The organism is Armatimonadota bacterium, assembly GCA_029907255.1.
In the GTDB taxonomy this organism is placed as follows: Bacteria; Armatimonadota; UBA5829; order DTJY01; family DTJY01; genus JAIMAU01.
Map to the genome: position 1 here is coordinate 68,403 of JARYMF010000008.1, position 24,210 is coordinate 92,612.

Genomic DNA, 24,210 nt, shown 5'->3' on the forward strand with positions numbered 1-24,210 from the left:
GCATTCGTCAAAGCTTGTCGTCGCGCGGTGTTTTTGTTAGAATTGAGCGGCAATGGATGCCCACACCCTCAAGGTTCTCGAGTTCAGCGATATAATCTGTATGCTCCGAGAGCGAACTGCGTGCGCACTCGGGGATGATGTCGCGCGTCAGCTTGAGCCCACTAACGACTTCCTTGCCATCACAGAGGGCCAAAGGGAAACAACAGAGGCAAAGAGAATCCTTCAAGAAGAAGGTCCGCTTCCTCTTGGCGGTATTCACGATATACGTCCTCATGTAAGTAAGGCGGCAATGGACGGAGTTCTCGGTCCATCTGACCTACTTGAAGTTGCTGAAACACTTGCGGCTGGCCGCAGACTAAAGGGCTTCATTCAGAAACGCCAAGAGATGTTTCCGAAGCTAGCCGAGGTTGCGGCAAATATCGGTGTATTCCCTCGAATTGAGCAGGCTGTCGGCGAGTGCATTAGCGAAAGCGGGGAAATACGTGACACTGCTAGCCCAGACCTTGCCAGAATTCGAAGCAGATTGAAAGCCGTTCATGCTCGCCTCACAGATAGGCTTCATTCGATTATCCACTCAGCCGAATTCCGTACAATGATACAAGACCCGGTGATTATACAACGCGGCGACCGGTACTGCATTCCTATCAAAGCCGAGCACCGTCCTCATTTCCCCGGTATTGTTCACGATAGCAGTGCAAGCGGAGCAACTGTTTTCATGGAACCTGCGTCGGTCGTGGAGATGGGGAATGAGCTAAAGGAGTTGGCGTCAAAAGAGCAGCATGAGATTGAGAGAATTCTCCGACGGCTATCTGGCATGGTAAAGTCTAGTGCATCAGAGATTACAGTAACACTTGGCGCGTTGGGGAGACTCGATTTTATATCTGCAAAGGCAAAGCTGAGTTGCGATATGAATGCAACCGAGCCTCTGCTTAACAAAGAAGGTCGCCTTGACATAACGAAGGCGCGCCATCCGCTATTAAAAGGCGAGGTCGTGCCAATAGATGTTCGTCTTGGCAAGGATTTTACCGCTCTTCTCATCACAGGTCCAAACACTGGTGGAAAGACGGTTGCGCTTAAGACTATAGGACTACTCACTCTGATGGCGCAAAGCGGCCTACACATTCCTGCAAATCCCGGTAGCGAATTGGCGGTCTTCGATAAGGTCTTTGCAGATATAGGTGACGAGCAAAGCATTCAGCAGTCCCTTAGCACGTTCTCGTCGCATATGGGGAACATCGTGAACATTATTCGCAATCTCAGCCAGAATTCACTTGTGTTACTTGATGAGATTGGTGCAGGAACCGACCCGGCGGAGGGGGCCGCACTTGCAAAGGCAATACTTGATAATCTAATGGAGAAGGGTGTAAGGGTTGTAGCTACCACTCACTACGGCGAACTTAAAGAATTTGCTTTTGTTCGCAAAGGGATAGAAAATGCGAGTGTTGAGTTCGATATCCAAACTCTTCAGCCTACATATAGACTGATGATTGGTGTTCCTGGGAGCAGCAATGCTCTAGCAATTGCATCTCGCCTTGGCCTTCCGCCTCAAATTGTCCAGGAAGCACGCGAGATGATTGGCGGCAGGGAATCATCAGAGGAAATCATTCGCAAGATTGAGCAAACCCACCGTGCTGCTGCGGAGCGTGAGCAAATCGCAGAGCGGATTTCGAGGGACGTTGAGGAGCTGAAAAGGCGCTACGAAAAGCGCCTTGAGGAACTTGAAATCCTTCGTCGGGAAATACGCCAACAGCTCGCTGAGGAAATTGACCGACATGTGCGCAAGAAGATTGAAGAATTAGAGCAGATAATTCAGGATCTAAAGCGCACTGGTAGTCAGCCGAAGAAACTTGATGAAAATAGGAAGAAATTTAAGCAACGGGTAAAGGAAATCCGAGATGAATTGGAAGAACTGCTTCCGGAAGAAAAGGAAGAGCCAGAGGAGCCATTCGTTCTAAAAGCCGGGGACCAGGTCAGGGTAACTACATTTAATGTTGATGGCGAGTTGTTAAATGACCCGGGAGAGGGAGAAGCATTGGTCATGGTGGGTAGCATGAAAGTGAGCGTTCCGTTCAGTGCGCTTAGACCAGCTAAGAGCATATCAAAGAAAATCGAGGAAGCAACAGGTGCAGTTCAAATCTCAGCAGAGAAGGTTGGCCAAATTTCGCCTGAGCTTAAGCTTATTGCCCAGAGGGTTGAGCAAGCACTTATAAATCTTGACAAGTATCTTGACGACGCCTATCTAGCTGGCTTGGCGTCGGTTCGAATAATTCATGGCAAAGGAACCGGCGCATTAAGGAAGGCAGTTTGGGAATTTTTGGCGAATCATCATGCGGTGGAATCATTTCGTCTTGGCGAACAAGATGAAGGCGGTACGGGCGCAACCATAGTCAAACTTCGTGAAAAGTAGCACTATAAGAAAAAGCTGTGAGAAGGAGTCAATTTGAATGGGAAATTATCCTGAAGATTTAATTCGTAAGTTAAAAAATCAGGCTCGAGAGATTCGCAAAGATATCATAGTAATGATAGGCGCAGCACAGTCAGGACACCCGGGTGGCTCACTTTCAGCTGCTGACATAGTAACGGCGCTTTATTTCCATGTCATGCGCCATGATCCGAAGAATCCACATTGGCCGGACCGCGACCGCTTTGTGCTCAGTAAGGGCCATGCATGCCCAGTGCTCTATGCCGCGCTCGCCGAAAGCGGCTACTTTCCAAAAGAAGAAATTATCACTTTTCGCAATATCAACAGCCGACTCCAAGGGCATCCCGCTTTGGGTAAGCTGCCGGGAGTAGAATTTACCTCTGGTTCGCTTGGCCAGGGACTCTCAGGAGCAAACGGCATGGCGCTAGCTGGAAAACTTGACGGGAAAGACTATCGCGTTTTCTGTATGATTGGCGATGGTGAGTCCCAGGAGGGCCAAATATGGGAGGCAGCAATGGCAGCCGCCCATTACAAACTGGACAACCTCACTGCCATTACGGATTTTAATGGCTTGCAGATAGACGGCTTTAATTGCGAGGTAATGGACGTTAATCCGCTACCTGATAAATGGCGAGCGTTCGGTTGGAATGTAGTTGAGATAGATGGCCACGACTTCACGCAGATTTTGGATGCACTCTCCCCTGATACTCGAGTAGATGGCAAGCCTACAATGATTATTGCGCGCACAATCAAAGGCAAAGGCGTAAGCTTTATGGAGAACGTGTGTGATTGGCATGGCAAAGCCCCAAACGAAGAACAAGTTCGCCAAGCCCTCGCCGAATTGGAGGCTGGAGACGCTGAATAATTCAAACATGCTTCGTGAAAAGTTGATAGAGGCAGCCAGAGCTGCCATAAACACGGCATATGCACCCTATAGCAAATTTCAAGTCGGAGCCGCAGTCCTAGGTGAAAGCGGCAGGGTTTATGCCGGTTCTAACGTGGAGAACGCATCGTTTGGGCTCACTATTTGCGCGGAAAGAGTTGCCGTCCTGAAGGCAATTTCCGAAGGCGAAAAGACAATTAAAGCAATTGCGGTTGCAAATTCAGCTGGCAGACGGGCTTTCCCATGCGGGGCATGCCGCCAGGTAATCGCCGAATTTGTGCCTGCTGAAGGGGATGTGGACGTTTACCTAGTGTCAGATGAAGGAGTTGAGGCTTATACTCTTGCGAATCTCTTGCCACATGCTTTCAAACTATAGTTGCAGTGTTTTTAGTTCTAAGGTCAACTATTGATTTTAGAGTAATGAAAGAGTAGGGAGAAACAAATGCCTGAAAAAATCGCCACAAGAGATGCATATGGAGAGGCGCTCGTAGAATTGGGCAAAAAGAACCCCAATGTTGTTGTTCTTGACGCTGATTTGTCAAAATCTACAAAAACAAATCTTTTTGCCAAGGCTTTTCCCAATCGGCATTTCAATATGGGTGTTGCCGAAGCAAATATGATCTCAACCGCGGCTGGCCTTGCAACGTGTGGAAAGATTCCATTTGCAAGTACGTTTGCTGTTTTTGCAAGTGGGCGTGTTTGGGACCAAGTCAGAATGTCGGTGTGCTACCCCGAACTTAATGTTAAAATCGTCGCCACCCACGGTGGAATCACTGTCGGAGAGGATGGGGCGTCCCACCAAGCTAATGAGGACATTGCCATCATGCGGGCATTACCAAACATTACGGTTATTGTTCCAGCGGACGCTGTTGAGACAAAAAAGGCTGTAATGGCAGTCGCTGATTTTGAAGGGCCAGTATATATGAGACTTGGACGGTCTGCCGTGCCGGTGGTGTTTGACGATAGTTATGACTTTCAAATCGGTGAGTCAGTGGTAGTTCGCCCAGGCGATGATGTTTCAATATTTGCATGTGGTATTATGCTAGCAGAGGCTTTGGAGGCGGCGGAAAGTTTGGCGCTGGAGGGCATCTCTGCCGAAGTTGTGAACGTTAGCACGATAAAACCCCTTGATACCGAGACCATTCTCGGCTCAGTTCGCAAGACCGAATGCGCTGTGGCTGCTGAAGAGCACAGCGTCATTGGGGGACTTGGCAGTGCAATTGCTGAGGTATTGATTGATGCCTTCCCAGTTCCCCTTGAGCGTGTTGGCCTCCCAGACACCTTCGGGGAGTCTGGGAAACCGCATGAACTTTTGGCGAAGTACTGCATGACTTCATCGGACATTGCTTCCTCTGCCAAGCTAGCCATCAAGCACAAGCGGGAGCGTAGGTAGATGGCAAAGAAGGCTGTCCAGTTTGGCGCAGGGAACATCGGCAGGGGTTTCACAGGCCAATTATTTACCGAGTCAGGCTATGAGGTAGTATTTGTAGACGTCGTAGATGAAATCGTTCATCTTATTAACGAACGCGGCTGGTATCCCATCGAAATAGCTAGCGACCATCCAGAGACTGTAATAATCCGCAATGTTCGCGCAGTTCATGGGAACAATCGAGAGGCTGTTGCTCGTGAAATTTTCGATGCATCAATTGTTTGTACAGCGGTTGGCGTTAATGTCTTGCGCCATGTCGCTCCTTCAATTGCCAAAGGTATCAAGCTTCGAGCCGATGCCAAAGTTAACGATTCGCTGAATATTATTATCTGCGAGAACCTCCTGCATGCCTCCGACGTCCTAAGAGGATATATCCTTGAGGAGCTGCCTTCTGCATATGCCGATTATGTACGAGAACACGTGGGGTTTGTGGAGTCGGTAGTTAGCAGAATGGTTCCGGTAATGACTGAAGAGCAGCGACAGCGCGACCCTTTGCTTGTTGTTGTGGAGGAATATAAAAAGCTGCCCGTTGACCGCAAAGGTTTTGTCGGCGAAATACCAGCAATAGTTGGTTTGCAGCCCTATGACAACTTCGAGGCTTACGTCGAAAGAAAGCTTTTTACCCATAACCTCGGACACGCCGCATCTGCTTACCTGGGCTATTTGAGAGGATTTGAGTATATCTATCAATCTATGAACGACCCTATCGTTCGGAAAGTCGTTGAAGGCGCGCTTGCGGAAACAGGTGAGGCGTTAATCAAGAGACATGGTTTTACGCCTGAGGAGCATAAGGAGCACATTGATGATCTCCTTCGTCGGTTTTCAAATGTCACACTTGGAGACCAGGTGGCACGTGTAGCCCGCGACCCAATTAGAAAGCTTGGCCCCGACGACCGATTGATTGGCAGTGCCAAGCTCTGCATGGAGTATAAGATTAAACCCGATAATATTTGTCTAGCCACAGCGGCAGCATTGTTATATGACCATCCTGATGACGAAGCGGCACTAAAGCTCCAGAAAATGATTCAGGAAGAAGGCTTGGATCAAGTCTTTCGTTCTGTTTGCGCCATTGAACCAAGTTCTGAACTTGCTGGAATGATTCGCGAGTGGCTGGACATCATCAAATCAGGAGAATGGCCGCCCAAAGCAGAGGTTAAATAATGCCTGAGGAGTTCAGAGCAATTCGCCCAGATGAATTTGATGAGTGCTTGAATTTATGGGCAACAGTTTTTGAGCGCGTTGGGCGGAATTATTTCCTTCCCTACTTCTATGGAGACCCCTGGTTCAAGCTAGAATACACAAGGGTGTGCGTCGTCGATGGGAAACTAGTGAGTGCGGTTCAGATATGTGAGCGATTAGTCAGCGTCGGAGTCGCAGATATTGTTATGGGTGGAATTGCTAATGTGGCGACACTGCCTGAATATAGAGGAAAAGGGTATAGCTCGCGACTTCTCAAAGATTCTATACGCGTAATGAGACGCTGTGGCTTTGACTTCTCATTGTTATTTACGGGCATCCAGCCCTTCTATGAGCGACTTGGCTGGAAATCCATGCCGATGCCTTACCTAATGGGCAAGCTAAAGCAGAATATCAAGCCGTTGGAGGTACGTGGCTATGTCGTACGCCAACGTACTGATGATGATTTCCCTGGCATTCAGGCGGTTTACCAAGCTTACAATAACGCTCGACCGCTAACCGTTAGGCGGCCAACAAATTATTGGAAAGGATATGTTCAGCCTAGGTTTGGGCAGCCGGATAATACGATAGTAGCCGAAAGAGGGGGAACAATCATCGGTTATGTGTTTTCTCCATCAGACAAGGATACTTTTAGAATCAGCGAGATAGGCTGCCTTCCAGGACAGGAGGCATGCTTCGACCTTCTAATCACGTGTGCGGCGGCTAGAGCAAGAGACATGGGTGCTCAAGGTTTATGGTGTAATGTTCCACAAGAACCCCGTATTCTAAAGGCTCTTCGGAGAGTTTCAGACGATTTACAGGTGCGAGAATATCACAGTGGAATGTATCGGCTAATTGATATTCGTTCGCTAGGGGCGCGACTAATGCACGAGTTAAATCTGCGTGTTCGAAACAATATGCTTTCTTCGGGGGCTATTAGCTTGGATACTGAATTTGGTAGCCTTGAGCTTACGGTAAGCGACAGTCAAGTAAATCTCGGAGCATATGACCCCATGCATGTGCAAATTTCTCAAGAGGACTTGTTTAGCCTGATTTTTGGATTTAAATCGGTGGATGAATTACAAATTGAAACTACTTTGGAGGCACATAAGATTATTTCAACCCTCTTTCCAAAGCAAAAACCAGTGTTTTGGGGGCCAGATCATTTCTAGGAGTCAACGCCATGTCTTATATGCTCGACGAAATCCATGAGCAGCCGGCAATTATCGAAAGGGTTATTGGCTCGGAGCTTAATAACGCCTTTGGCCTTTGCCGCGCAATGAAAGAACGAGGCATCAATGCTATTGGCATCGCTTCACGCGGTACATCGGACAATGCGGCTACCCTTGCAAAATATGTGTTCGAAATAGTTAATGGCGTTTTGGTTGCCTTGATTGCTCCATCAGTTTTTACACTCTATCGCTCAAAGCTCGACCTATCTCGGTATCTTATCCTTGGCATCTCACAGTCTGGTGAGTCAACCGATGTTGTTGAAGTATTGAGGCAGGCGCGAGAAATGGGTGCACTCACCGCTGGTATAACCAACGCCGAGGGGTCGAGTCTTGCTAATGTTTCAGATTATTGCCTCCTATGTCGTGCGGGTGAGGAAAAAAGCATAGCAGCAACTAAGACCTACACGTCAACTCTGGCATTAATCTATTTGATATCGAGTGCTTTAGGTGAAAAACATGAAATGCTCGATGGGCTTCGGTCTGCGGCGGTTGCCATGGCATCTGTATTTTCCATAGAAGGGGACATCGCCAAGTGTGTTGAGCGATATAGGTATATGTCTGAGTGCATGGTAACAGCGCGTGGATTAAACCAAGCAACGTGCCAGGAAGCTGCCTTGAAGCTTGAGGAGACATGCTACGTCGTGGCTAATCCTTTGTCCGCAGCAGAGATTATGCACGGCCCAATTGCTGTTATCGAAGAAGGATTTCCGGTGTTCCTTTATGCGCCGCAAGGCAGGGGCTACGATTCGATGTTTGAGCTATCGGAGAAGCTGGTAGAGAAGAAAGCCGAAATGATTGTTGTTTCCACAGAAGATGAGATTCTCGAAAAGGCAAAAACACCAATCAAGTTGCCAATAAGCGTAAATGAGGTTTTTAGTCCGCTTGTTTATATAGTTGCGGGCCAGCTATTTGCGCAGTATCTTTCATTAGCGAAGGGCTATAACCCCGACAACCCACGTGGCTTAAGCAAAGTAACGCGGACTATGTAAATCAATGCGTGATATGTAGAGCGAACGCCCAAAATTTAAAACATATAAAAATGTGACATAGCGTCAAATAGGTTTCCTTCATTGTGGCTTGACGGAGAAAGAAGTGAAATCGGAGGAGTCAAATGGTAAACAGAGAGCGGCTGGTGAACAAATTTCTGAGCCTTGCAGCAATCAGTAGCCCAGCAAAGCATGAAAAAGCTCTGGCGGATGTGTTAACCGAAGAGCTGAAGAGTCTCGGCTTTGAGGTTATGCTTGATAAAGCAGGTGAGAAAGTAGGAGGCAATACCGGCAACGTAATTGCAACAAAGAAAGGTTCGGTTGAAGGCGCTGTGCCAATTATGTTCAGCGCGCACATGGATACCGTTTCCCCAACTGAAAACTGGGGATATATTATGGATGGTGATACCATCCGCTCGAATGGCAAAACCATTCTTGGAGCTGACGATAAAGCTGGAATTGCCGCAATTCTTGAGGGCTTGCATGTTGTAAATGAGAGAAAAATCCCTCATGGAGACCTCCAAATAGCGTTCACTATCGGCGAGGAGATTGGCCTTTTGGGCGCGAAGTACTTAGACTATAGTGCCATATCCTCAAGATGTGTTTTCGTCTATGACATGGGGAAGCCTGTCGGATGCGTAACGATAGCTGCACCTTCGCACGATAATATTCTTGCTAAGGTTTACGGTCGTGCTTCGCATGCCGGGGCTCGGCCTGAAGATGGAATCAACGCTATAGTAGCGGCAAGCAAGGCTATTGCCAATATGCGGATAGGGCGCATCGACTTCGAGACTACAGCTAACGTTGGTGTTATTAGCGGTGGAACCGCTCGAAATATCGTGCCAGAATATTGCGAGGTTAAAGCCGAGGCTCGCAGTCGAAACGAGAAGAAGTTGGATGCACAAGTTCAGCATATGGTTGAGGCATTTCACGAAGCAGCGGCGGAAATGGGTGCAGGAATTGAAATTGAAATAGACCGCTCTTATCATTCTTACAGGCTTTCGCACGATGACGAAGTGGTAAGGCTCGCGGTTACAGCAGCGCGTAGGGTCGGAATTGAGCCTGAGATGCATGAAACCGGTGGCGGAAGCGATGCGAATATATTTAACGCTCACGGGTTGCCAGCAACTGTCATAGGGATCGGCTATGACAAAGCCCATAGCGTTGAAGAATACATCGATATTTCAGATTTTGTAAAGTCCGCTGAGATGACGGTTGCACTTATTGAGGTAGCGGCTGGTGCTTGATTGCCAAATAATAATGGCACTTTCTTAAGCCTAACGGAGATTAAAAGTACTAACCCATGCTGAATAGAAGAAAAGCCAGGGTCCTTGAGGTTATTTCTGAGCGCAAGGGAGCAGTTGAGCTTCTCGTCGAAATTGGCGGCAGGCATGAAAAAGCTATATGCTATCCCGACCTAGTTGGCCGTGTCTTACCGGGCGATGAGGTTCTGGTTAATACCACAGCTGTAGATTTAAACCTTGGCACAGGCGGATTTCACTTCATTATTTGCAACTTGACCCGTCCTGAGCAAGAAGAGGTAATCTCGCCTGGCAGGGTCATGAAGCTTCGATATACGCCTCATCAACTTTCTGTAGTCGCTGCCGAGGAGGATGACCCTAATATCCGTGAGCGCATTCTTGCGTTCAAAACTTTGGGAAGAATGCCAGTTATCTGCTGTGAGCTTCACAGTCAAATTGCACCGGCTGCTGCTGCTTTTAAAGCACAGACGGCTTATAATATGCGTCTTGCCTATGTAATGACAGATGGCGCCGCTATACCAATTGCGCTGAGTAGGCTGGTGGCGGAATTGAAGGACAAGGGTCTGCTCGATGTTACAATTACCTGTGGGCAAGCGTTTGGAGGCGACTTCGAGGCAATTAATATCTTCACGGCATTGATAATAGCCAAGCAAGTGGCTGAGGCTGATGTTGCAATCGTCAGCCAGGGCCCTGGCAATGCGGGCACAAGTAGCAAATATGGTTTTTCAGGAATCGAGCAGGGAGAGGCAATCAATGCGTGTAATATACTTGGCGGGATAGCAATCGCTGTGCCTCGGGTTAGTTTTGCCGACACCAGGGAACGCCACCGCGGACTTAGCCACCACACGGCGACCGTTCTCGGTGAAATTGCTCTCACCAAAGCACTTGTGCCACTGCCAGAAATGTCACTTGAACGCCTTGCAATCGTCCGCAAGGCAATTGAACCAGCGCTTTCGAAGGTCGGACACGAGCTTCGCATAGTTAACGCCGAGGTAGGTGTTGAGGAACTTAAGAGGCTGGGAATCAACGTTAGAACGATGGGTCGGTCGATTGATGAAGATATGGAGTTTTTCCTTGCAGCATCAGCCGCGGGCGTTGTGGCGGCTGAAATTCTTGGTGAATCATGAATATAAAAGAGAAAACCATAGAGTCTAAGCGGATCTTCGAGGGTCGAATTGTAAGCCTGCGCGTTGATACGATTGAACTGCCGAATGGGCGGCGAACGACGCGAGAGGTAGTAGAACACAAGGGTGCCGTGGCGGTTGTTCCAATGCTCGACCACGAAAAGGTTGTGATGGTCAGGCAGTTTCGGCAGCCTGTCGGGTCGGAGCTACTTGAAATTCCTGCAGGTACGCTTGAGGACGGTGAAGACCCCGCCGATTGCGCCCGCCGAGAATTGGTTGAGGAGATTGGATACTATCCTGGGAAGCTGACAGAGATGTTTCACTCTTACCTGTCGCCTGGCTATTCAACCGAAATGCTTCACACTTTTCTTGCAGAGGATTTGCAGAAAGTTTCGGAGAAAAGGGATTTCGACGAATTTTTAGAAGTTGTTACCATTAATCTCAAAGACGCAGTCGAAATGATTTGCAGAGGTGCTATTTTAGATGCCAAAAGTATCTGTGGGCTTTTGTTGGCGTCTAAATTGAAGTTGGGATAGCATTCGATTCTCGAAAAGCTAGATTTTTACAAATAACAAAAACTGTCGGAGGATTAACAAATGCTTATCATCGGAGAAAGAATTAACACTAGTCGCAAGATTAAAGGAGAGCCAGTTATTGAAAAAGCTGTAAAAGAAAGAGACGCTGAGTATATAATTGACCTTGCACGCAAGCAAAAAGAAGCAGGCGCAACATACATTGATGTAAATGCAGGCACGCTTACCGAAGGTGAACCTGAGGCGCTGGAGTGGCTTGTTACAACAATTCAAAATGCACTCGATGTGCCGCTCTCAATTGACAGCCCTAACCTTGAAGCTGTTCAGCGTGCCCTTAAGGTTCACAAGGGTCAAGCATTCATTAATTCTGTTACTGCGGAGACCGCCCGCCTAGAAAGCACCATACCGCTGATAAAAGAATTCGGCGCAAAAATTGTTGCGCTTTGCATGGATGATGCTGGCATACCTCATGATTATGAGGGCCGCATCCGCATTGCAAGTGTATTGATTGAGAAACTTACGAGCGCTGGGATAAAGCCGGAGGATATCTATATAGACCCACTTGTATACCCAGTAGCTACGGGTCCGCAATATGGGAAAGCGGTTCTCGACACAATACGCACAGTCAAGGCGGAGCGCCCTGATGTTCAGACGATAGCTGGCATCAGCAACGTTTCTCACGGTTTACCTGCGCGAAAATTCCTAAACCAAGCTTTTACGGTGATGTGTCTTGAAGCAGGAATTGACGCTGCGATAATTGACCCGCTCGATCGCCAACTTATGGCATTAATATATGCATCGGAGGCAATTTTGGGGAAGGACGAGTTCTGCGCCGGATACCTTTCAGCGCATCGCGAGGGCAAACTTGAAGAAGCAAAATAATAGCAACCTATGTGGCACTTGTCCTTTAATTTGAGGCGTTGGACGATTGCTAGCGTTATTCGCTTGTGCAATCAGCGAATTCCTTAATATGAAATCTACGGATTACTTCTTGCAAACAAGTTGCCGAGAAAGAAGCTGTTAGTCCAGGATAAAAAGGCTTTACAATTTCATGATATTTTTGTATAATGTTACCTTGCTGATTGAACTTATATCGGGCTAACATCAAACAAATTACGTCGAGTGGGCGGTTAGTTCAGGGGGAGAACGCCTCGTTGACACCGAGGAGGTCAGTGGTTCAAGTCCACTATCGCCCACCATTTTTATTTTGTGGTAAGCAAACTTACGACTGAACTATCTTGAATACAATATCATGTTCGCGCACGTGGTCTTGAACTTTCAGTCCGATATCCATTCCAGGTTTGGCTTCCTGAATGGTTTCATGTTCTAGCTGCATTGACTCAACCGGTTGTGTAAGGTCGGTCGTGTGCCCCTTTATGCGGATTATATCTCCTATTTTCAGCCCATCTGCTTCTATATGTACTCCTGCTACGCCAAGCCGTGAAAAGTAATGTGTTACGCGGCCAATTCGTATTTCCATTATGATCGCCTCCAAATTTACTCTTAGCTATATTTTGCGCTTTAATCATGCAAACTGTTGCTTTTATATTCCCAGTGCGATAAGTTGTTAATCCTTTATTATGAGGCTTGCTATGTGTTTGAATTGGGTAGACCCATTAATGAATATGAAAGTCATCGTTGCTCCGGATTCTTTCGAAGGCAATTTAAGCGCACAAAAGGGGTACATGCTGCGTTCCCTCAGGCTGAGTGTATACTTATTCCTCTTGCTGATGGTGGAGAAGGTACCATAGAGGCGCTTGCAAAGGCAACCGGTGGTAGAGTTGTGGCGACCCAGGCAGTTAAAGGGAGTTTTAGGGATGCAAGTGGGCGAGAACTCGGGTTTATTGCCAGCTCACCTTCCAAGCACGGCTGAGATGAAGCTGCACGATGAGCATGAGGACAAGAGTTCGTATCGCCGTGGAAACACCTCCGTAGCCGTACTGGAGGGAATGCGTCTTCAATCCACTGATGAGTTCTACTGCCGACCATCGTATTTCTTCACGGATGTCGGCCAGGGAAATCGGGGTAAAAGAATTTTAGAACTATAATAAAATGCCAAAAATAAAAAAATTAAAATACTTGCCAGGCTCTTTTTTTTCTGCTAAACTAGCAATATAAATTAGCGCAGTGGTTACGCCACGGACGCCTCGCGTCGCGTAACCCCTCCGCAGAGGGGGTGTGAACCTATGATTCAGTTTCGCAAGGTCGTCCACTGCGTGCTCCTAATAGGGAGTGCGTTTGCGGTGCTGGCAGCGGGTCCCTGTGGCGCGGCGACAGCAGAGGAACTTCTTGCTGCAGGGCATGAGGCGGTAGCCCGTGGGGACCTTGCCGCAGCCAAGAATCTCTTTGGTCAGTGTATCTCCCAGTACCCGCAGACCCTACAGGCAGCCGAGGCTAGTTGGAAGCTCGGCTTCATCGCCATCAAAGAGGGTGACCTCCCCCTCGCCGAACAGCGCTTTTCGTGGGTTGTGGACAATCATCCATCTAGCCCGAGAGCGCCCGACTCTTTACTTCGCCTGGCCTACCTGGCAAAAAAAAGCTGGGCGGGCAGACGCTCTGGATTGGTTCCTCCAGGTTACGTTTCGCTACCCGGGTACACCCGAGGCGGAGCTAGCCAGGTTCAGAGTAGCCCGACTTCAGACCGCCACTGGCGAACTGGACTTGGCATGCGAGAACTTCAAGGCTGTCAAGGAGAATCCTAAGGCTGCTATCGAGGTTAGGGCCGAGGCCGCCGCTTTGGAGGGCATGGCGCACCTGCAGAAGTGGTACAAAACCAGGGACGAGGCCGAACTGGAGGCGGCAATAACCACTCTGGAAAGTGTGCAGCAGCAGTTTCCGAAGGAGACGAAGGGCGTCGCCTGGTCGCGATTTAGGCTAGGCCTCTTCTACATCCATGAGGGTCGCAACGTTCAGAACGAACGTTTGCGCAACAACCCGGCCCGAGGTCGGGAGATCCTGGAAGACGCTATCCGCAACCTGCCCCATAACTACTTCACATGGTGGATGAAGGCAGAGCTGGCTACCGGATACCTACCGGAGAAGCGCTATGCGGACGTTGTCGCGCAGTGCAAGTCGCTTCTCTCCGAGCAGCCGCCGGCCTCCTGGAAGGCGTACATCATGTACATTCTAGGTGATTGTCAAATCCGGTTGGGCAGTAAGGACGAAGGAATGGCGACGTTGCGGCAACTCGTCAAAGAGCTTCCCAAGAGTCAATGGGCGGATGTGGCACGTGGAAGACTCAGATCTCTTGCTGAGTAGAAAGACGGAATATAACCAAGAAAGAGAGGGTAGCGGAAATGAGACTAGCAAGTACAATCCTTGTTGCTATTTTGCTAGGAGGCTTTTTCCCAGGACATGCCCAGTGTGCACAACTAGACGGGTTCGTCGTGCCTGGCACCTTGGACATTAAAAAGGTACTGTCTAAACCATCCATTTTATTTGCAAGACACGCCTGCTGGCCCACGGAGGAGACGATTAGAGCCAAGAAGTACGATGGAAACCTGGACGTGGAGGTTGCTGATCTACTCAAAATCCTCCGAAGAGTTCTTCGGGAAGATTGTATCCCATCGGAGGCGAAAGTCAAACAGAAGCGTATTGGTCTAGTTGACCTATGGAATGATGGAAGCGACTATGTATTGCTTGAATATACGACGAAGTCAGGCATTCATATTCGCATTCAGGATGGAAAAGCGCTTTACCTGCTCGTTAGTCCTCCTTCTCGTTTCCATAGGGAGCTTGCCGACGTGGGTGCATTTGTGGAGCAAGTGGCTTCGATGGTGTTGAATCTGCCGGTGTTTGAGGGAGAAAGTGCTCCAAAACCTACCAGAAGCGGCATCAGTAGAGATGGGAGCTCAGCAATTGGGGGGCTCCACTACGGGCCTGACGCGATGTCGGAATGGGACTGGTATTCGTTCATGAGTTGGTGGTCGGACGGCAAGCAAGTTCTGTTTAAGATTTACAAGCTCGAAAAGGAAGAATACGTGAGGCGAGCCAGTATGGCTCTCGTGCTTCCTTGGGAGCCGGAGTCTCCCAGAAGGTTCGCCTCACGGGTACAGGGTGCTGCTGCCAAGTGAGCCTTTCACAGTTTGTGATGCGGCTGATGGGGAGAGCTACTCAGTCATTAATCCGAGCCCGACTTGCGCTCAAGCCGGGCTCGGACGTTTTCTCTCATACCTTGGCGCCCCGTGTATGCGGACGCTGTGCTCTTTAGGCCCCGTGTGGTTGATACAACAAGGATAGCTTCGGTGCGGTCCCAGGACGCGCGTCCTTGGTAGAAGCCTTTGCCAGAACAAAGCCAGCTTCCTGCTGCGCCAATGTGGGGTGGATACGGCGACCAGAGAATTACTCTTAGACAGCCCTGCCATCGTAGATGGGACCGATAATGGGATTCAGGGTCGACATCACGGCGGTTCTCAGAGGTAACCTTGTTCTACCGTTGACCCAGGAGAAGCTGCGAGCCCGCATACTCAGCCCAGTCGAACCTCTGCGGTTCGAGGGTAGCTGAGCTGCTCCAGAAGTCCAATCTGGTGATGCTCATCAGCTACGCAAGTTGCGATACGGCGAAGCGTCAGAAGTCGAGGGCATAGGCATTGTCTTGAGCGGCCATCTGACTGCGATATCGTCCGGCGCTAGCCCTGCCGAGCCCATCGGCGGTTTTTGGCGCCAAGATTCGTGCTGGGATTGATATTGTCCTTGAGGCAACTCAATTTGCGGAGCGCATAGTAGGAACAGCACTTGTAATAACGGGCGAGGGTAGAGTTGATGCTCAGGCGCTCCGACGCAAAACAATTGGCGGCGTCTTGGAAATTGCGCGATTAAGAGGTATGGCAGTGATTGTACTGGCTAGCGGAATCGAGATCGAGGGATATGAACGTCTAAACCGAGGTGCTGTTGCCCTACTTTCCATTGTCAACGAGTCGATGAATTTGCTTGAAGCACAATCACAAGGGGTGAGCTTCTTGCCATGGATACTGAGCAGGCAATGGAGTTGTTTTTAGCGGGCTGTTAGCCTTTCTCTTTCAAATCTTTTTCTTGATTTATCCTCACTTGAAAGTTGTTTAATCAAACGGGCGCCTGAGTATTTCTCCGCCATTGCACGTGCAGTTTGGGCTATAGACGCACGGAGACTTTGCGGAGCAAGAACCTCCACGTTGTCGCCAAAACTCAGCACCCAATGCTTGATTTCATCAACGCCCGCAACAGTAACTTCAAAAAGTATCGAACCATCCGGTTCCTTTGTGATTTTCTGATGTGGGTGGAAACGACAGCCTGATATCCAACGTGTAATCCTTGGACTAAAGCGGAGAATAATCCTTTCCGGTTTCGCATCTGCCTGAAGCTGCCAGCCGTGGCTTAGGTATTCCTCTAGGTCGAAATTTGCCGGGTATCGAAAATGATCATTGAACACGCGGATTGATCGAATTCTATCTACGCCAAAGGTGCGAATGTCTCCCCGTAGGTGACAAAACCCTATTAAATACCACGCTCCAAAGCGAAATGTTAGTCCATAAGGATCTACTTTTCGCTTTGTAGTCTCGCCACTATGGGCTGCGTAGTACATTATCTCAATTGGATTATGGCTTGATATCGCACGGCTGATGGTGTTCAAAACTTCTGAATTGCATTCACGAATTAGATTGACGCCAACCGAGATACGCTTCCGCATCTTCTTTATCAAAGACTCCACTTGATCCGAAAGAGTTGTATTGATCTTTCTTAGTGCTGTTTGAATCGCATCTGCCTGCGGCATTCCAATCTGTTCGCAGGCAAAGTTTCCTGCAAGCACTAATGCTAAGGCTTCGCTTGGGGTAAAACTTGTGGGCAGAAATTTCATTTCCTTCAAGGCAAAATAGCCGTTTTTCCGCTGGATTGTGCCCCACTGCCGCAGAATACGTATGTCCCGCTCGACTGTAGCCCTTCCAACTCCGAATTCCACCTCCAGCGCCTCAACGTTCCACTTCCATGGCTCTTTCTCTATTAGCTGAAGGGTTTTTATCAGCCGTGCGAATTGTTCCTCAAGTGTCATGTTTTTAATCTCCTCTCTGAAGAATATAATAACACTAAAGGAGCGAGAAATCCTTTAAGAAAATAAAGGTCTTGTTTCCCTTGCAAGTTGTGGAGCAGTCGTTGCCAGGGATATTGTTTGCAGTTCTAAATGTTCTTTACTTACTACTTCTTATATCCGTTGGGGTGTGAGGAATGCCAACGCCAAGCAGTTTCTATAATCGCCGATAGCTCAGGATACTTCGGTTTCCAGCCAAGTTCTTTCTTTATGCGGTCAGAACTTGCGACCAAACGAGCGGGATCGCCTGGTCTCCTTGGAGCTGGTTCCCAAGTAATCTTTCGCCCTGTAACTTCCTCTGCTGTTCGGATGACTTGCATTACGGAGTGGCCGTTTCCATTACCAAGGTTGTATGCAGTAGTTTGTGCCCCTTCCTCTAGTGCGCGGAGGGCAAGAATGTGTGCATCAGCGAGATCGGTAACATGAATATAATCCCGAATGCAAGTCCTGTCTGGTGTATCCCAATCTGTTCCGAACACTCTTACCTTATCTCGCTTTCCAAGGGCTACCTCGAGGACAATGGGGATTAAATGCTCCTCAGGATTATGGTCCTCGCCAATCTTTCCATCGGGGTCAGCACCAGCGGCGTTAAAATACCGCAGAGAGATTGACTTAATACCATATGCAACGTCATACCACTTGAGTATCTTTTCGAACATAAGCTTTGACTCGCCATAAGGATTAGTGGGGTTCTGAGGGTGGTCTTCTTCTATTGGTATGTGTTTTGGCTCACCATAGGTGGCGGCGCTTGAGGAGAATATAAACTTCTTGACGCCGTGTTTTCTCATTGCGTCAAGAAGGTTTAATCCATTCCCTATGTTATTGCGAAAATACTTATCGGGGTTGGCTACAGAGTCTCCAACTGATGCATAAGCAGCAAAGTGCATAACAGCATCAATTGGAAATTCACGGAAGGTTTTGTCGAGTTTTTCCCTATCAGCGAGGTCACCTTTAACGATAATTCCGGCGACTACAGCTTCGGGATGACCAAGCTCCATATTGTCGAATGTAATTGTCTGATATCCTCTTTCAGTCAAAAGCTTTACTGTATGTGAACCTATGTAACCAGCACCGCCTGTAACGAGTATCATGAATAACCTCCCGTTAATTTTGGGTTTAAGTTATTAGCGAATCTTAGGCTTATATTTTACGTGCACCATTTCAAGCAAACTGGTGTTCGGTTTGTGCTAAGCAGACCTAAAAATTAAATAAGAAGGCCGCAGCTCAGTGTAGCACTGTGCTGCGGCAAATGTCAATTGCATAGCCCCTTTCTTTTGGGGTTTGCATTAATGAGGAGTAGAGGTTACTGTGAGCGTATACTTTGTCTTGCCTGACTCCGCAGAGACCTTGAAATTGTATTCACCTGCAGGAAGCCCGGTAACGCAAAGTGTTGCAGGGGATGTACTGGAGGTAGATGATGCGATTAAGACATTTTGCGCATCATAAAGTTGGAGTTTGAGACTGGCTGTGCTACTCCAGGAAAGGCTTGCCTTTATGTCTGTTGTTGAGTTTGTTGTCCACAAATGCAATTTGGATACTTTCGTAGATACCGAGCCAGAGAATACAACAATTGAGGACAGGTTGTTGCTAACATTCACATTAATTGTGTGGCTGGTGGCATTGCCTGCTATGTCATACGCTTTTGCTCCAATGGTATGCAAACCGTTTGCTATGCTTGTTGTGTCCCAATTCCAAGTAAATGGTCCCCATGTAACCGCTTTTGAAACTCCGTCGACAAAAAACTCTACTTTGGCTACGCCAGAATTGTCGACGGCATTAGCGCTAACTATGACTGTACCTGAGATTGTAGAGCCTGCGGCTGGCGATATTATGGCAACAGTCGGGGGTGATGTATCTTGTAAAGGAGCTGTAACTGTGGATAGTGAATTATAAGCATTAATCCGACCCCAGCCGGATTTTTCATCCCAGCCAACTGTTCCTAAATCTTCTGCCCCCGATTTTAGTAGCTCATAGACTTGAGCACAGTTGAAAGTGGGGTTGGCAGATATTATGAGTGCGGCAACTCCTGCAACATGCGGTGCAGAACCTGATGTCCCGCCAAATCCGCCGTAACCACCGCCTCTAAGAGTGGTATATGCATTGCATGGCGATACGAAGTCGAGCGCTGAGCCATAATTTGAGAAGCTGGCAACCTGGTCATATTGGTCAGTCGCGCCTACTGCTACGGCGTTTGAGCATGCAGCAGGATAATAAACAGTATTTGTGCCATTATTCCCGCTGCTTGCTATGACCAGACAGCCGCGCTTATATGCATAATCAACAGCGCTCTGAAGCGTACTGCTTGGTGATGCTCCTGCAATGCTTATGTTGATAACGCGCGCACCGTAGTCCGTCGCGTAAGTAATGCCAGATGCTATATTTGAGTACGAGGCATAACCAGTTGCATCTGCAACCTTAATTGCCATAATCTTACACGCCCATGTAATGCCTGCTACGCCAATCCCATTATTTGCGCACGCACCAATAATGCCCGCCACTGCAGTTCCATGGCCATTGTCGTCCATGGCATCGGAATCTCGGTTTACAAAGTCATATCCATTTATTATTTTGCCTTCCAGGTCTGGGTGCTTGTAATCAACGCCCGTATCGAGAACGGCAACTATTACCGAGCTTTCTCCGACGTTCATCTCCCAGGCTGCTGGTGCCTTAATTTTGAAAAGGGTCCACTGATTTGTTGTAAAATAAGGATCGTTTGGGTTAAGCGATGTCGCCTGAGCTAGGTAGTTGGGCTCTGCATACTCCACAAACCTGTTAGTTTTATACTTTGCTGCGTGGTTGATTTCTCTCCCCTTTGGCGATGAGACTATCTGTATGCCGAGTTTGGGGATACTTCCGCGCATTACCGATCCATTTTGGCGATGAATGCTTGCTATTTCCGATGAAGGAGTTCCTGGTTTAAACTTGACGAGAATTTCTCCTGGAACAATAGGCTGTGAGGTGCAAAAACCTGCACTAATAAGCATAGGCAAGAGGAGTAGTATAAGCGTTATCCCTATGAATCTCATTGATTACCTCCTGGTTTTCAAGAGTTTTGAAATTTCTAAGCATGACAACGTTGTACAGAAATGTAGTGGCCTGCCTCACCTGCTGTCACGCGAGAGACAGGCCACCAGAACTTAGGATTGTCTAGCTTGCGACTGGATGGCTTGGCCGCTGAACCAGACTTTCCTAAGAAGATGCGCAAAAACTATGAAATCCCCATGTGTCCTGTCCCATATGATAGTGCAACAGACCAGCCCAATCTCGCATTACCGTCAAGATTTCTATTCCCTAATAGCGGCCAATGATTTCCTAGGGAGTGTACCAGATTTGTCTTCAAGATAGGTGCCTTATGGCGATAAACTGGTATTTTTTACAAGTAGCGGTTGTTCGGCAGGTTGAACGTTTTTAGAAATAATGGGTCAAATTGAGGATGAACTAAACGCATATACTCCCTTTTAGATGAAATATTATTTCGTCTTTTTAAAATATTGATGTCTATGACATGTCATACACTACTTCGAAGCGGCCCTATACATTGGCTAAAGTATTTTTCGCAAGCATTCAGGAGGAGGAATTTTGTCAAGCAATTGCAAAAAAAATTTTTAAAAATACTTGACAAAGTTCGCCTTTCCGATTAGCATTTAGGTAGAGGGACCCTATAAAACCGTATGCTTCCTATGCAAACGGCTGTCTATGACAGCTTGGACATGCCAGACATAGTATGATGGTTGGTATGTATTCGCGCAGTAGAAGCAAAGTTCACTCTCATCATTTTTGCAATCTGGGGCATTTTAGAAAGGCAACCGTAACAAACAGCAGCTACCAAAAGTATTTCTTGATTCCACCAGAAAGTAACGAATGATGGTCAACGCTCTTTATGTGAAAACGTTTACTATTATACTCGAATAAAAGCCCCATATCGGCAGTCTTTTATTTGAAAGGAGACGAACTATGTAATACGCACAGCATGACATCCTGAATGCCTTCCTAGGTGGATGCAGCCTTAGGTATGACATGCCAAGCACTATTTGAAAACGGCCACCCCCCGTTGGTGCAATAATTCATAATTCATAAAGCTTTCTTAAATCAAAATAGTTGCCGTCGAAGGAGGTGCTTGGCGAGGTTATCAATGCAAAACAAATCATCAAAGTCAGTTACCGAAGGTTTGCATGCCAAACGCTAGGAAGGGAGATTTTCAGAGATGTCACGGATTTCACTAATCCTTCTCACAGTGTTTGTGTTAGCAGCACTGTGGGCACCCCAAGCGGTGCTGTCTGCTGAGCACCGCGCCTTTTGGGTAGATGCATGGGGCTCAGGTTTCGAAAGCCCGTCGGTTACAACGGCGATGCTCGACTATGTCGATGCATGCAACTGCAACGCCGTCATAGTCGAGATGCGAAAACGTGGTGATGCCTATTACACGTCTTCTTACGAACCGACGGGGTGGAACGTAACCCCAGACCCAGGATATGATTGTCTTGCTGATATAGTTCCGAAAGCCCATGCCCGTGGGCTCGAAGTACATGCGTGGGTTGTAGTCAACCGCGTTTGGACTTTCACAACCCCACCTCCGGAGACGACTCCACCACACGTATACAACGCTCACCCCGAGTGGTTCTCTCTAACCGACACAGGCGAAATGTATGATTCCAGCAACGGAAGTTGGCTGGATCCCGGCCACCCTGAAGTCGAAAATTACCATAAGAACGTGTTTATGGAAATCATCACCAACTACGATATTGATGGTTTTTGCCTTGATTACATCCGCTATGCTGGTTCGAACTGGGGTTATAACCCCACCGCTGTAGCACGTTATAACGCCGAATACGGCCTCTCGGGCAACCCTCCAGCCAACGATTCTCAGTGGTCGGATTGGCGGCGAGACCAAGTAACTAATATGGTGAAGAGGATATATCTTGAGGCGAAAGCAGTTAAGCCGAACATCAAGATAGGCGCCGCAATTTGGAATAGTTCGACCACAGGCCGAAACACTTATTTCCAGGACTGGGATCTCTGGATGCAAAACCATTGGCTGGACTATGGCGCTCCAATGGCTTATTCCTCTAGCAATACGACGTTCAACTCCTGGGTGGATACATACTATAACCAGCAATATGGCCACCATCTGTATGTAATCCAGGGCTCATATATTAACACAATTAGCAACTCAATGACCCAGATAAGTTATGTACAAAACAAACCAATGCCAGGAGTCCACTTGTACTGCTACCGCGTTACAAATAGCGGCACCGTTGATAGAGAAGCGTTCAAGAGTGCTCTGCTTGCCGGTCCATTTGCTACTTATCAGGATCCTCCAACTATGAGCTGGATTAGCAGTCCAACTTATGGCATGCTAAAAGGCTTCGTTAAAAACAGCAGTGGCGAAGTCGTTTACCCGGCTACTGTCACAATTCAAGGCAAGAGCACAAAAAATAGCGGCACAGGCTTCTACGGCTTCGTAGACCTTACTCCGGGAACGTACACGGCAACTGCAAGTGCCCCGGGTTATACTAATGGCTCAGGCCAGGTCACCATTACAGCGGGCCAGGTTGCCACGCTAGATATAACCCTCGGCTCAGATACCGCACCGCCCATAATTTCCAACGTACGTACCTCGGATGTTCGAGCAACAATCGCCAAGATTCTATGGGATACAGACGAAGTTGCTACCAGCCAAGTGGAATATGGGCCTACCTCAACTTATGGATATCAAACGAGCGAGGATATGACTCTCGTCACTTCTCATACCGTACAACTTACCGGCCTAGTGCCCAGCACTTTGTATCATTACCGAGTGAAGTCGAAGGATGCTGCAAACAACCAGGCAGTATCTGGTGACTATACGTTCGTGACAGCCTCTTCCGAAGTTGTAGATGATATTATCATTGACAATCCGCAATGTGAGTTGTATGGCTCTTGGTCTACAGGCACTTCTTCAACTGACAAATATGGAACGAACTACTACTACTGCACGACCGCCACTAGCGAAACCAAATGGGCAAAATGGCGGCCGAACATTCTCGTCGCTGGCAATTATGATGTGTACTGCTGGTATCCCCAGGGGAGTAACCGCTCGACGAGGGCGCCATATACCGTGTATTGGAACGGCGGATCACAGTTGATTGAAGTTAATCAGCAGATTAACGGCGGCCAATGGAATCTGCTGGTCACCTCTAAGCCGCATGTAATTGGGACAACGCAATATACCAAACTCGGGAACGGCACGGGTGAAACGTCGCTTAACGTGATGGCGGATGCTGTTAAGTACGTATTTGCAGCTGGTGCTGATACTCAGCCACCAAGTGTGCCAACGAATCTTGCGGGTAATGCGGTTTCGCCCACCAGAGTCGACCTATCTTGGACAGCTTCCACTGATAACGTAGGAGTAGCTGGTTACAAAGTGTATCGCAATGGCAGCCAGATTGGCTCCATTACTGCGACTAGCTATTCGGATACGACCTGCACGGCTGGCACTACCTACACATATACAGTGAGTGCCTACGACGAAGCGCAAAACGAATCAGCACAGAGCAGTCCTGCGGTCGTTTCTACACCCGCAATTCAAAATCGAAATTACGCGCCTTCGTCGATAACCTTGACAAGAGGCACAGTAGCATCTGGCTCGGTGAGCAACTTGGCAACGAACGATGCTTCTTACTTGGTAATCAACTCACAAAGAGTCAGCAATAAGTATTATACGGACTGGTACAGCAATGTCTTTATCTCTGAGGTTCCAAGCCATGTAAGCAAGCTAACCATCACTTATGATGGCAAGTTATCAAGCTCACAGACGCAAAGCTTGCATCTGTGGAACTGGTCTACCTCTTCATGGACGCAAATCGACAGCAGAACTGTCGGTACTAGTGATGTTACGATTAATTGGAGCACCACTTCTCCTTCTAATTATATCTCGTCAAGTGGTGAAATAAGGCTGCGGCAGTATGTCGGCGGTGTTAAGTCTAGCTTTTCATGCTCGGCCGATTTTGTCCAATTTGGAATTGAGTCCTGGTAGTAATTCGTGGGGTGGGTTACAAAGCCCACCCCACTTAGACATTCTAAGCTACCAAAGCGGAGAGGTGTTGCATAAAAACAAGGTTGT

General features: G+C 48.1%; 21 protein-coding genes and 1 tRNA gene. 18 read left to right on the plus strand and 4 right to left on the minus strand.

Annotated features, from left to right (window positions below; genetic code table 11):
* The first annotated feature begins 52 nt into the window (after window positions 1–52).
* The 12 genes from QHH26_08955 (at window position 53) to QHH26_09010 (ending at window position 12,246) form a co-directional block, all read left to right on the plus strand.
* The gene (locus tag QHH26_08955; protein ID MDH7482083.1) at window positions 53–2,407 is read left to right on the plus strand and encodes an endonuclease MutS2; all 2,355 of its coding nucleotides are present in this window, start codon (window positions 53–55) and stop codon (window positions 2,405–2,407) included.
* A 37-nt stretch (window positions 2,408–2,444) separates the two neighbouring features.
* Window positions 2,445–3,287 (plus strand): transketolase, encoded by an 843-nt coding sequence (locus QHH26_08960; protein MDH7482084.1) that lies wholly within the window; start codon window positions 2,445–2,447, stop codon window positions 3,285–3,287.
* A 7-nt stretch (window positions 3,288–3,294) separates the two neighbouring features.
* Window positions 3,295–3,681, plus strand: a complete 387-nt coding sequence (cdd, locus tag QHH26_08965; GenBank protein ID MDH7482085.1) for a cytidine deaminase — start codon at window positions 3,295–3,297, stop codon at window positions 3,679–3,681.
* Window positions 3,682–3,747: 66 nt separating this feature from the next.
* Window positions 3,748–4,698, plus strand: a complete 951-nt coding sequence (locus QHH26_08970) for a transketolase family protein (protein ID MDH7482086.1) — start codon at window positions 3,748–3,750, stop codon at window positions 4,696–4,698.
* The gene (locus QHH26_08975) at window positions 4,699–5,895 is read left to right on the plus strand and encodes a mannitol-1-phosphate 5-dehydrogenase (GenBank protein MDH7482087.1); all 1,197 of its coding nucleotides are present in this window, start codon (window positions 4,699–4,701) and stop codon (window positions 5,893–5,895) included.
* A complete protein-coding gene (locus tag QHH26_08980; protein MDH7482088.1) occupies window positions 5,895–7,082 on the plus strand; it encodes a GNAT family N-acetyltransferase in 1,188 nt (395 codons plus the stop codon). Before QHH26_08975 ends, QHH26_08980 begins: the two co-directional genes overlap by 1 nt.
* Window positions 7,083–7,093: 11 nt before the next feature.
* The gene (locus QHH26_08985) at window positions 7,094–8,131 is read left to right on the plus strand and encodes an SIS domain-containing protein (GenBank protein MDH7482089.1); all 1,038 of its coding nucleotides are present in this window, start codon (window positions 7,094–7,096) and stop codon (window positions 8,129–8,131) included.
* 122 nt (window positions 8,132–8,253) lie between these two features.
* Window positions 8,254–9,375 carry a M20/M25/M40 family metallo-hydrolase gene (locus QHH26_08990; GenBank protein ID MDH7482090.1) on the plus strand — a complete coding sequence of 374 codons (1,122 nt, stop codon included), beginning with the start codon at window positions 8,254–8,256 and terminating at the stop codon, window positions 9,373–9,375.
* A 56-nt stretch (window positions 9,376–9,431) separates the two neighbouring features.
* Entirely contained in the window at window positions 9,432–10,517 is a 1,086-nt protein-coding gene (locus tag QHH26_08995) for a DUF3866 family protein (GenBank protein MDH7482091.1), read from the plus strand.
* The gene (locus QHH26_09000) at window positions 10,514–11,050 is read left to right on the plus strand and encodes an NUDIX hydrolase (protein MDH7482092.1); all 537 of its coding nucleotides are present in this window, start codon (window positions 10,514–10,516) and stop codon (window positions 11,048–11,050) included. Before QHH26_08995 ends, QHH26_09000 begins: the two co-directional genes overlap by 4 nt.
* Before the next feature lie 60 nt (window positions 11,051–11,110).
* Complete coding sequence (locus QHH26_09005; GenBank protein MDH7482093.1) at window positions 11,111–11,929, plus strand: methyltetrahydrofolate cobalamin methyltransferase; 819 nt, start codon at window positions 11,111–11,113, stop codon at window positions 11,927–11,929.
* Window positions 11,930–12,171: 242 nt separating this feature from the next.
* Window positions 12,172–12,246, plus strand: a tRNA-Val gene (locus tag QHH26_09010).
* A gap of 23 nt (window positions 12,247–12,269) precedes the next feature.
* Here QHH26_09010 and QHH26_09015 read toward each other — a convergent pair.
* Complete coding sequence (locus tag QHH26_09015) at window positions 12,270–12,527, minus strand: hypothetical protein (GenBank protein MDH7482094.1); 258 nt, start codon at window positions 12,525–12,527, stop codon at window positions 12,270–12,272.
* A gap of 337 nt (window positions 12,528–12,864) precedes the next feature.
* On the opposite strand from QHH26_09015, the gene QHH26_09020 reads away from it, so the two are divergent.
* From QHH26_09020 to QHH26_09040, 5 genes are all read left to right on the plus strand, one after another.
* A complete protein-coding gene (locus QHH26_09020) occupies window positions 12,865–13,095 on the plus strand; it encodes a hypothetical protein (protein MDH7482095.1) in 231 nt (76 codons plus the stop codon).
* A 138-nt stretch (window positions 13,096–13,233) separates the two neighbouring features.
* Entirely contained in the window at window positions 13,234–13,749 is a 516-nt protein-coding gene (locus QHH26_09025) for a tetratricopeptide repeat protein (protein MDH7482096.1), read from the plus strand.
* Window positions 13,709–14,305 (plus strand): tetratricopeptide repeat protein, encoded by a 597-nt coding sequence (locus QHH26_09030; protein ID MDH7482097.1) that lies wholly within the window; start codon window positions 13,709–13,711, stop codon window positions 14,303–14,305. Before QHH26_09025 ends, QHH26_09030 begins: the two co-directional genes overlap by 41 nt.
* A gap of 38 nt (window positions 14,306–14,343) precedes the next feature.
* Complete coding sequence (locus QHH26_09035) at window positions 14,344–15,120, plus strand: hypothetical protein (protein ID MDH7482098.1); 777 nt, start codon at window positions 14,344–14,346, stop codon at window positions 15,118–15,120.
* 561 nt (window positions 15,121–15,681) lie between these two features.
* Entirely contained in the window at window positions 15,682–16,044 is a 363-nt protein-coding gene (locus QHH26_09040) for a glycerate kinase (protein MDH7482099.1), read from the plus strand.
* Here the strand turns inward: QHH26_09040 and QHH26_09045 are convergent.
* The 3 genes from QHH26_09045 to QHH26_09055 all read right to left on the minus strand — a co-directional run bounded on the left by QHH26_09045 (window position 16,041) and on the right by QHH26_09055 (window position 20,134).
* Window positions 16,041–17,072, minus strand: coding sequence for a WYL domain-containing protein (locus QHH26_09045; protein MDH7482100.1), 1,032 nt, complete (start codon window positions 17,070–17,072; stop codon window positions 16,041–16,043). The two genes, QHH26_09040 and QHH26_09045, sit on opposite strands and share 4 nt — an antisense overlap.
* 143 nt (window positions 17,073–17,215) lie before the next feature.
* Window positions 17,216–18,199 carry a UDP-glucose 4-epimerase GalE gene (galE, locus tag QHH26_09050; GenBank protein MDH7482101.1) on the minus strand — a complete coding sequence of 328 codons (984 nt, stop codon included), beginning with the start codon at window positions 18,197–18,199 and terminating at the stop codon, window positions 17,216–17,218.
* Window positions 18,200–18,394: 195 nt separating this feature from the next.
* Window positions 18,395–20,134 carry a S8 family serine peptidase gene (locus tag QHH26_09055; protein ID MDH7482102.1) on the minus strand — a complete coding sequence of 580 codons (1,740 nt, stop codon included), beginning with the start codon at window positions 20,132–20,134 and terminating at the stop codon, window positions 18,395–18,397.
* Between the two features lie 1,178 nt (window positions 20,135–21,312).
* Here QHH26_09055 and QHH26_09060 point away from each other — a divergent pair.
* A complete protein-coding gene (locus tag QHH26_09060) occupies window positions 21,313–24,123 on the plus strand; it encodes a family 10 glycosylhydrolase (protein ID MDH7482103.1) in 2,811 nt (936 codons plus the stop codon).
* Window positions 24,124–24,210: the final 87 nt, after the last annotated feature.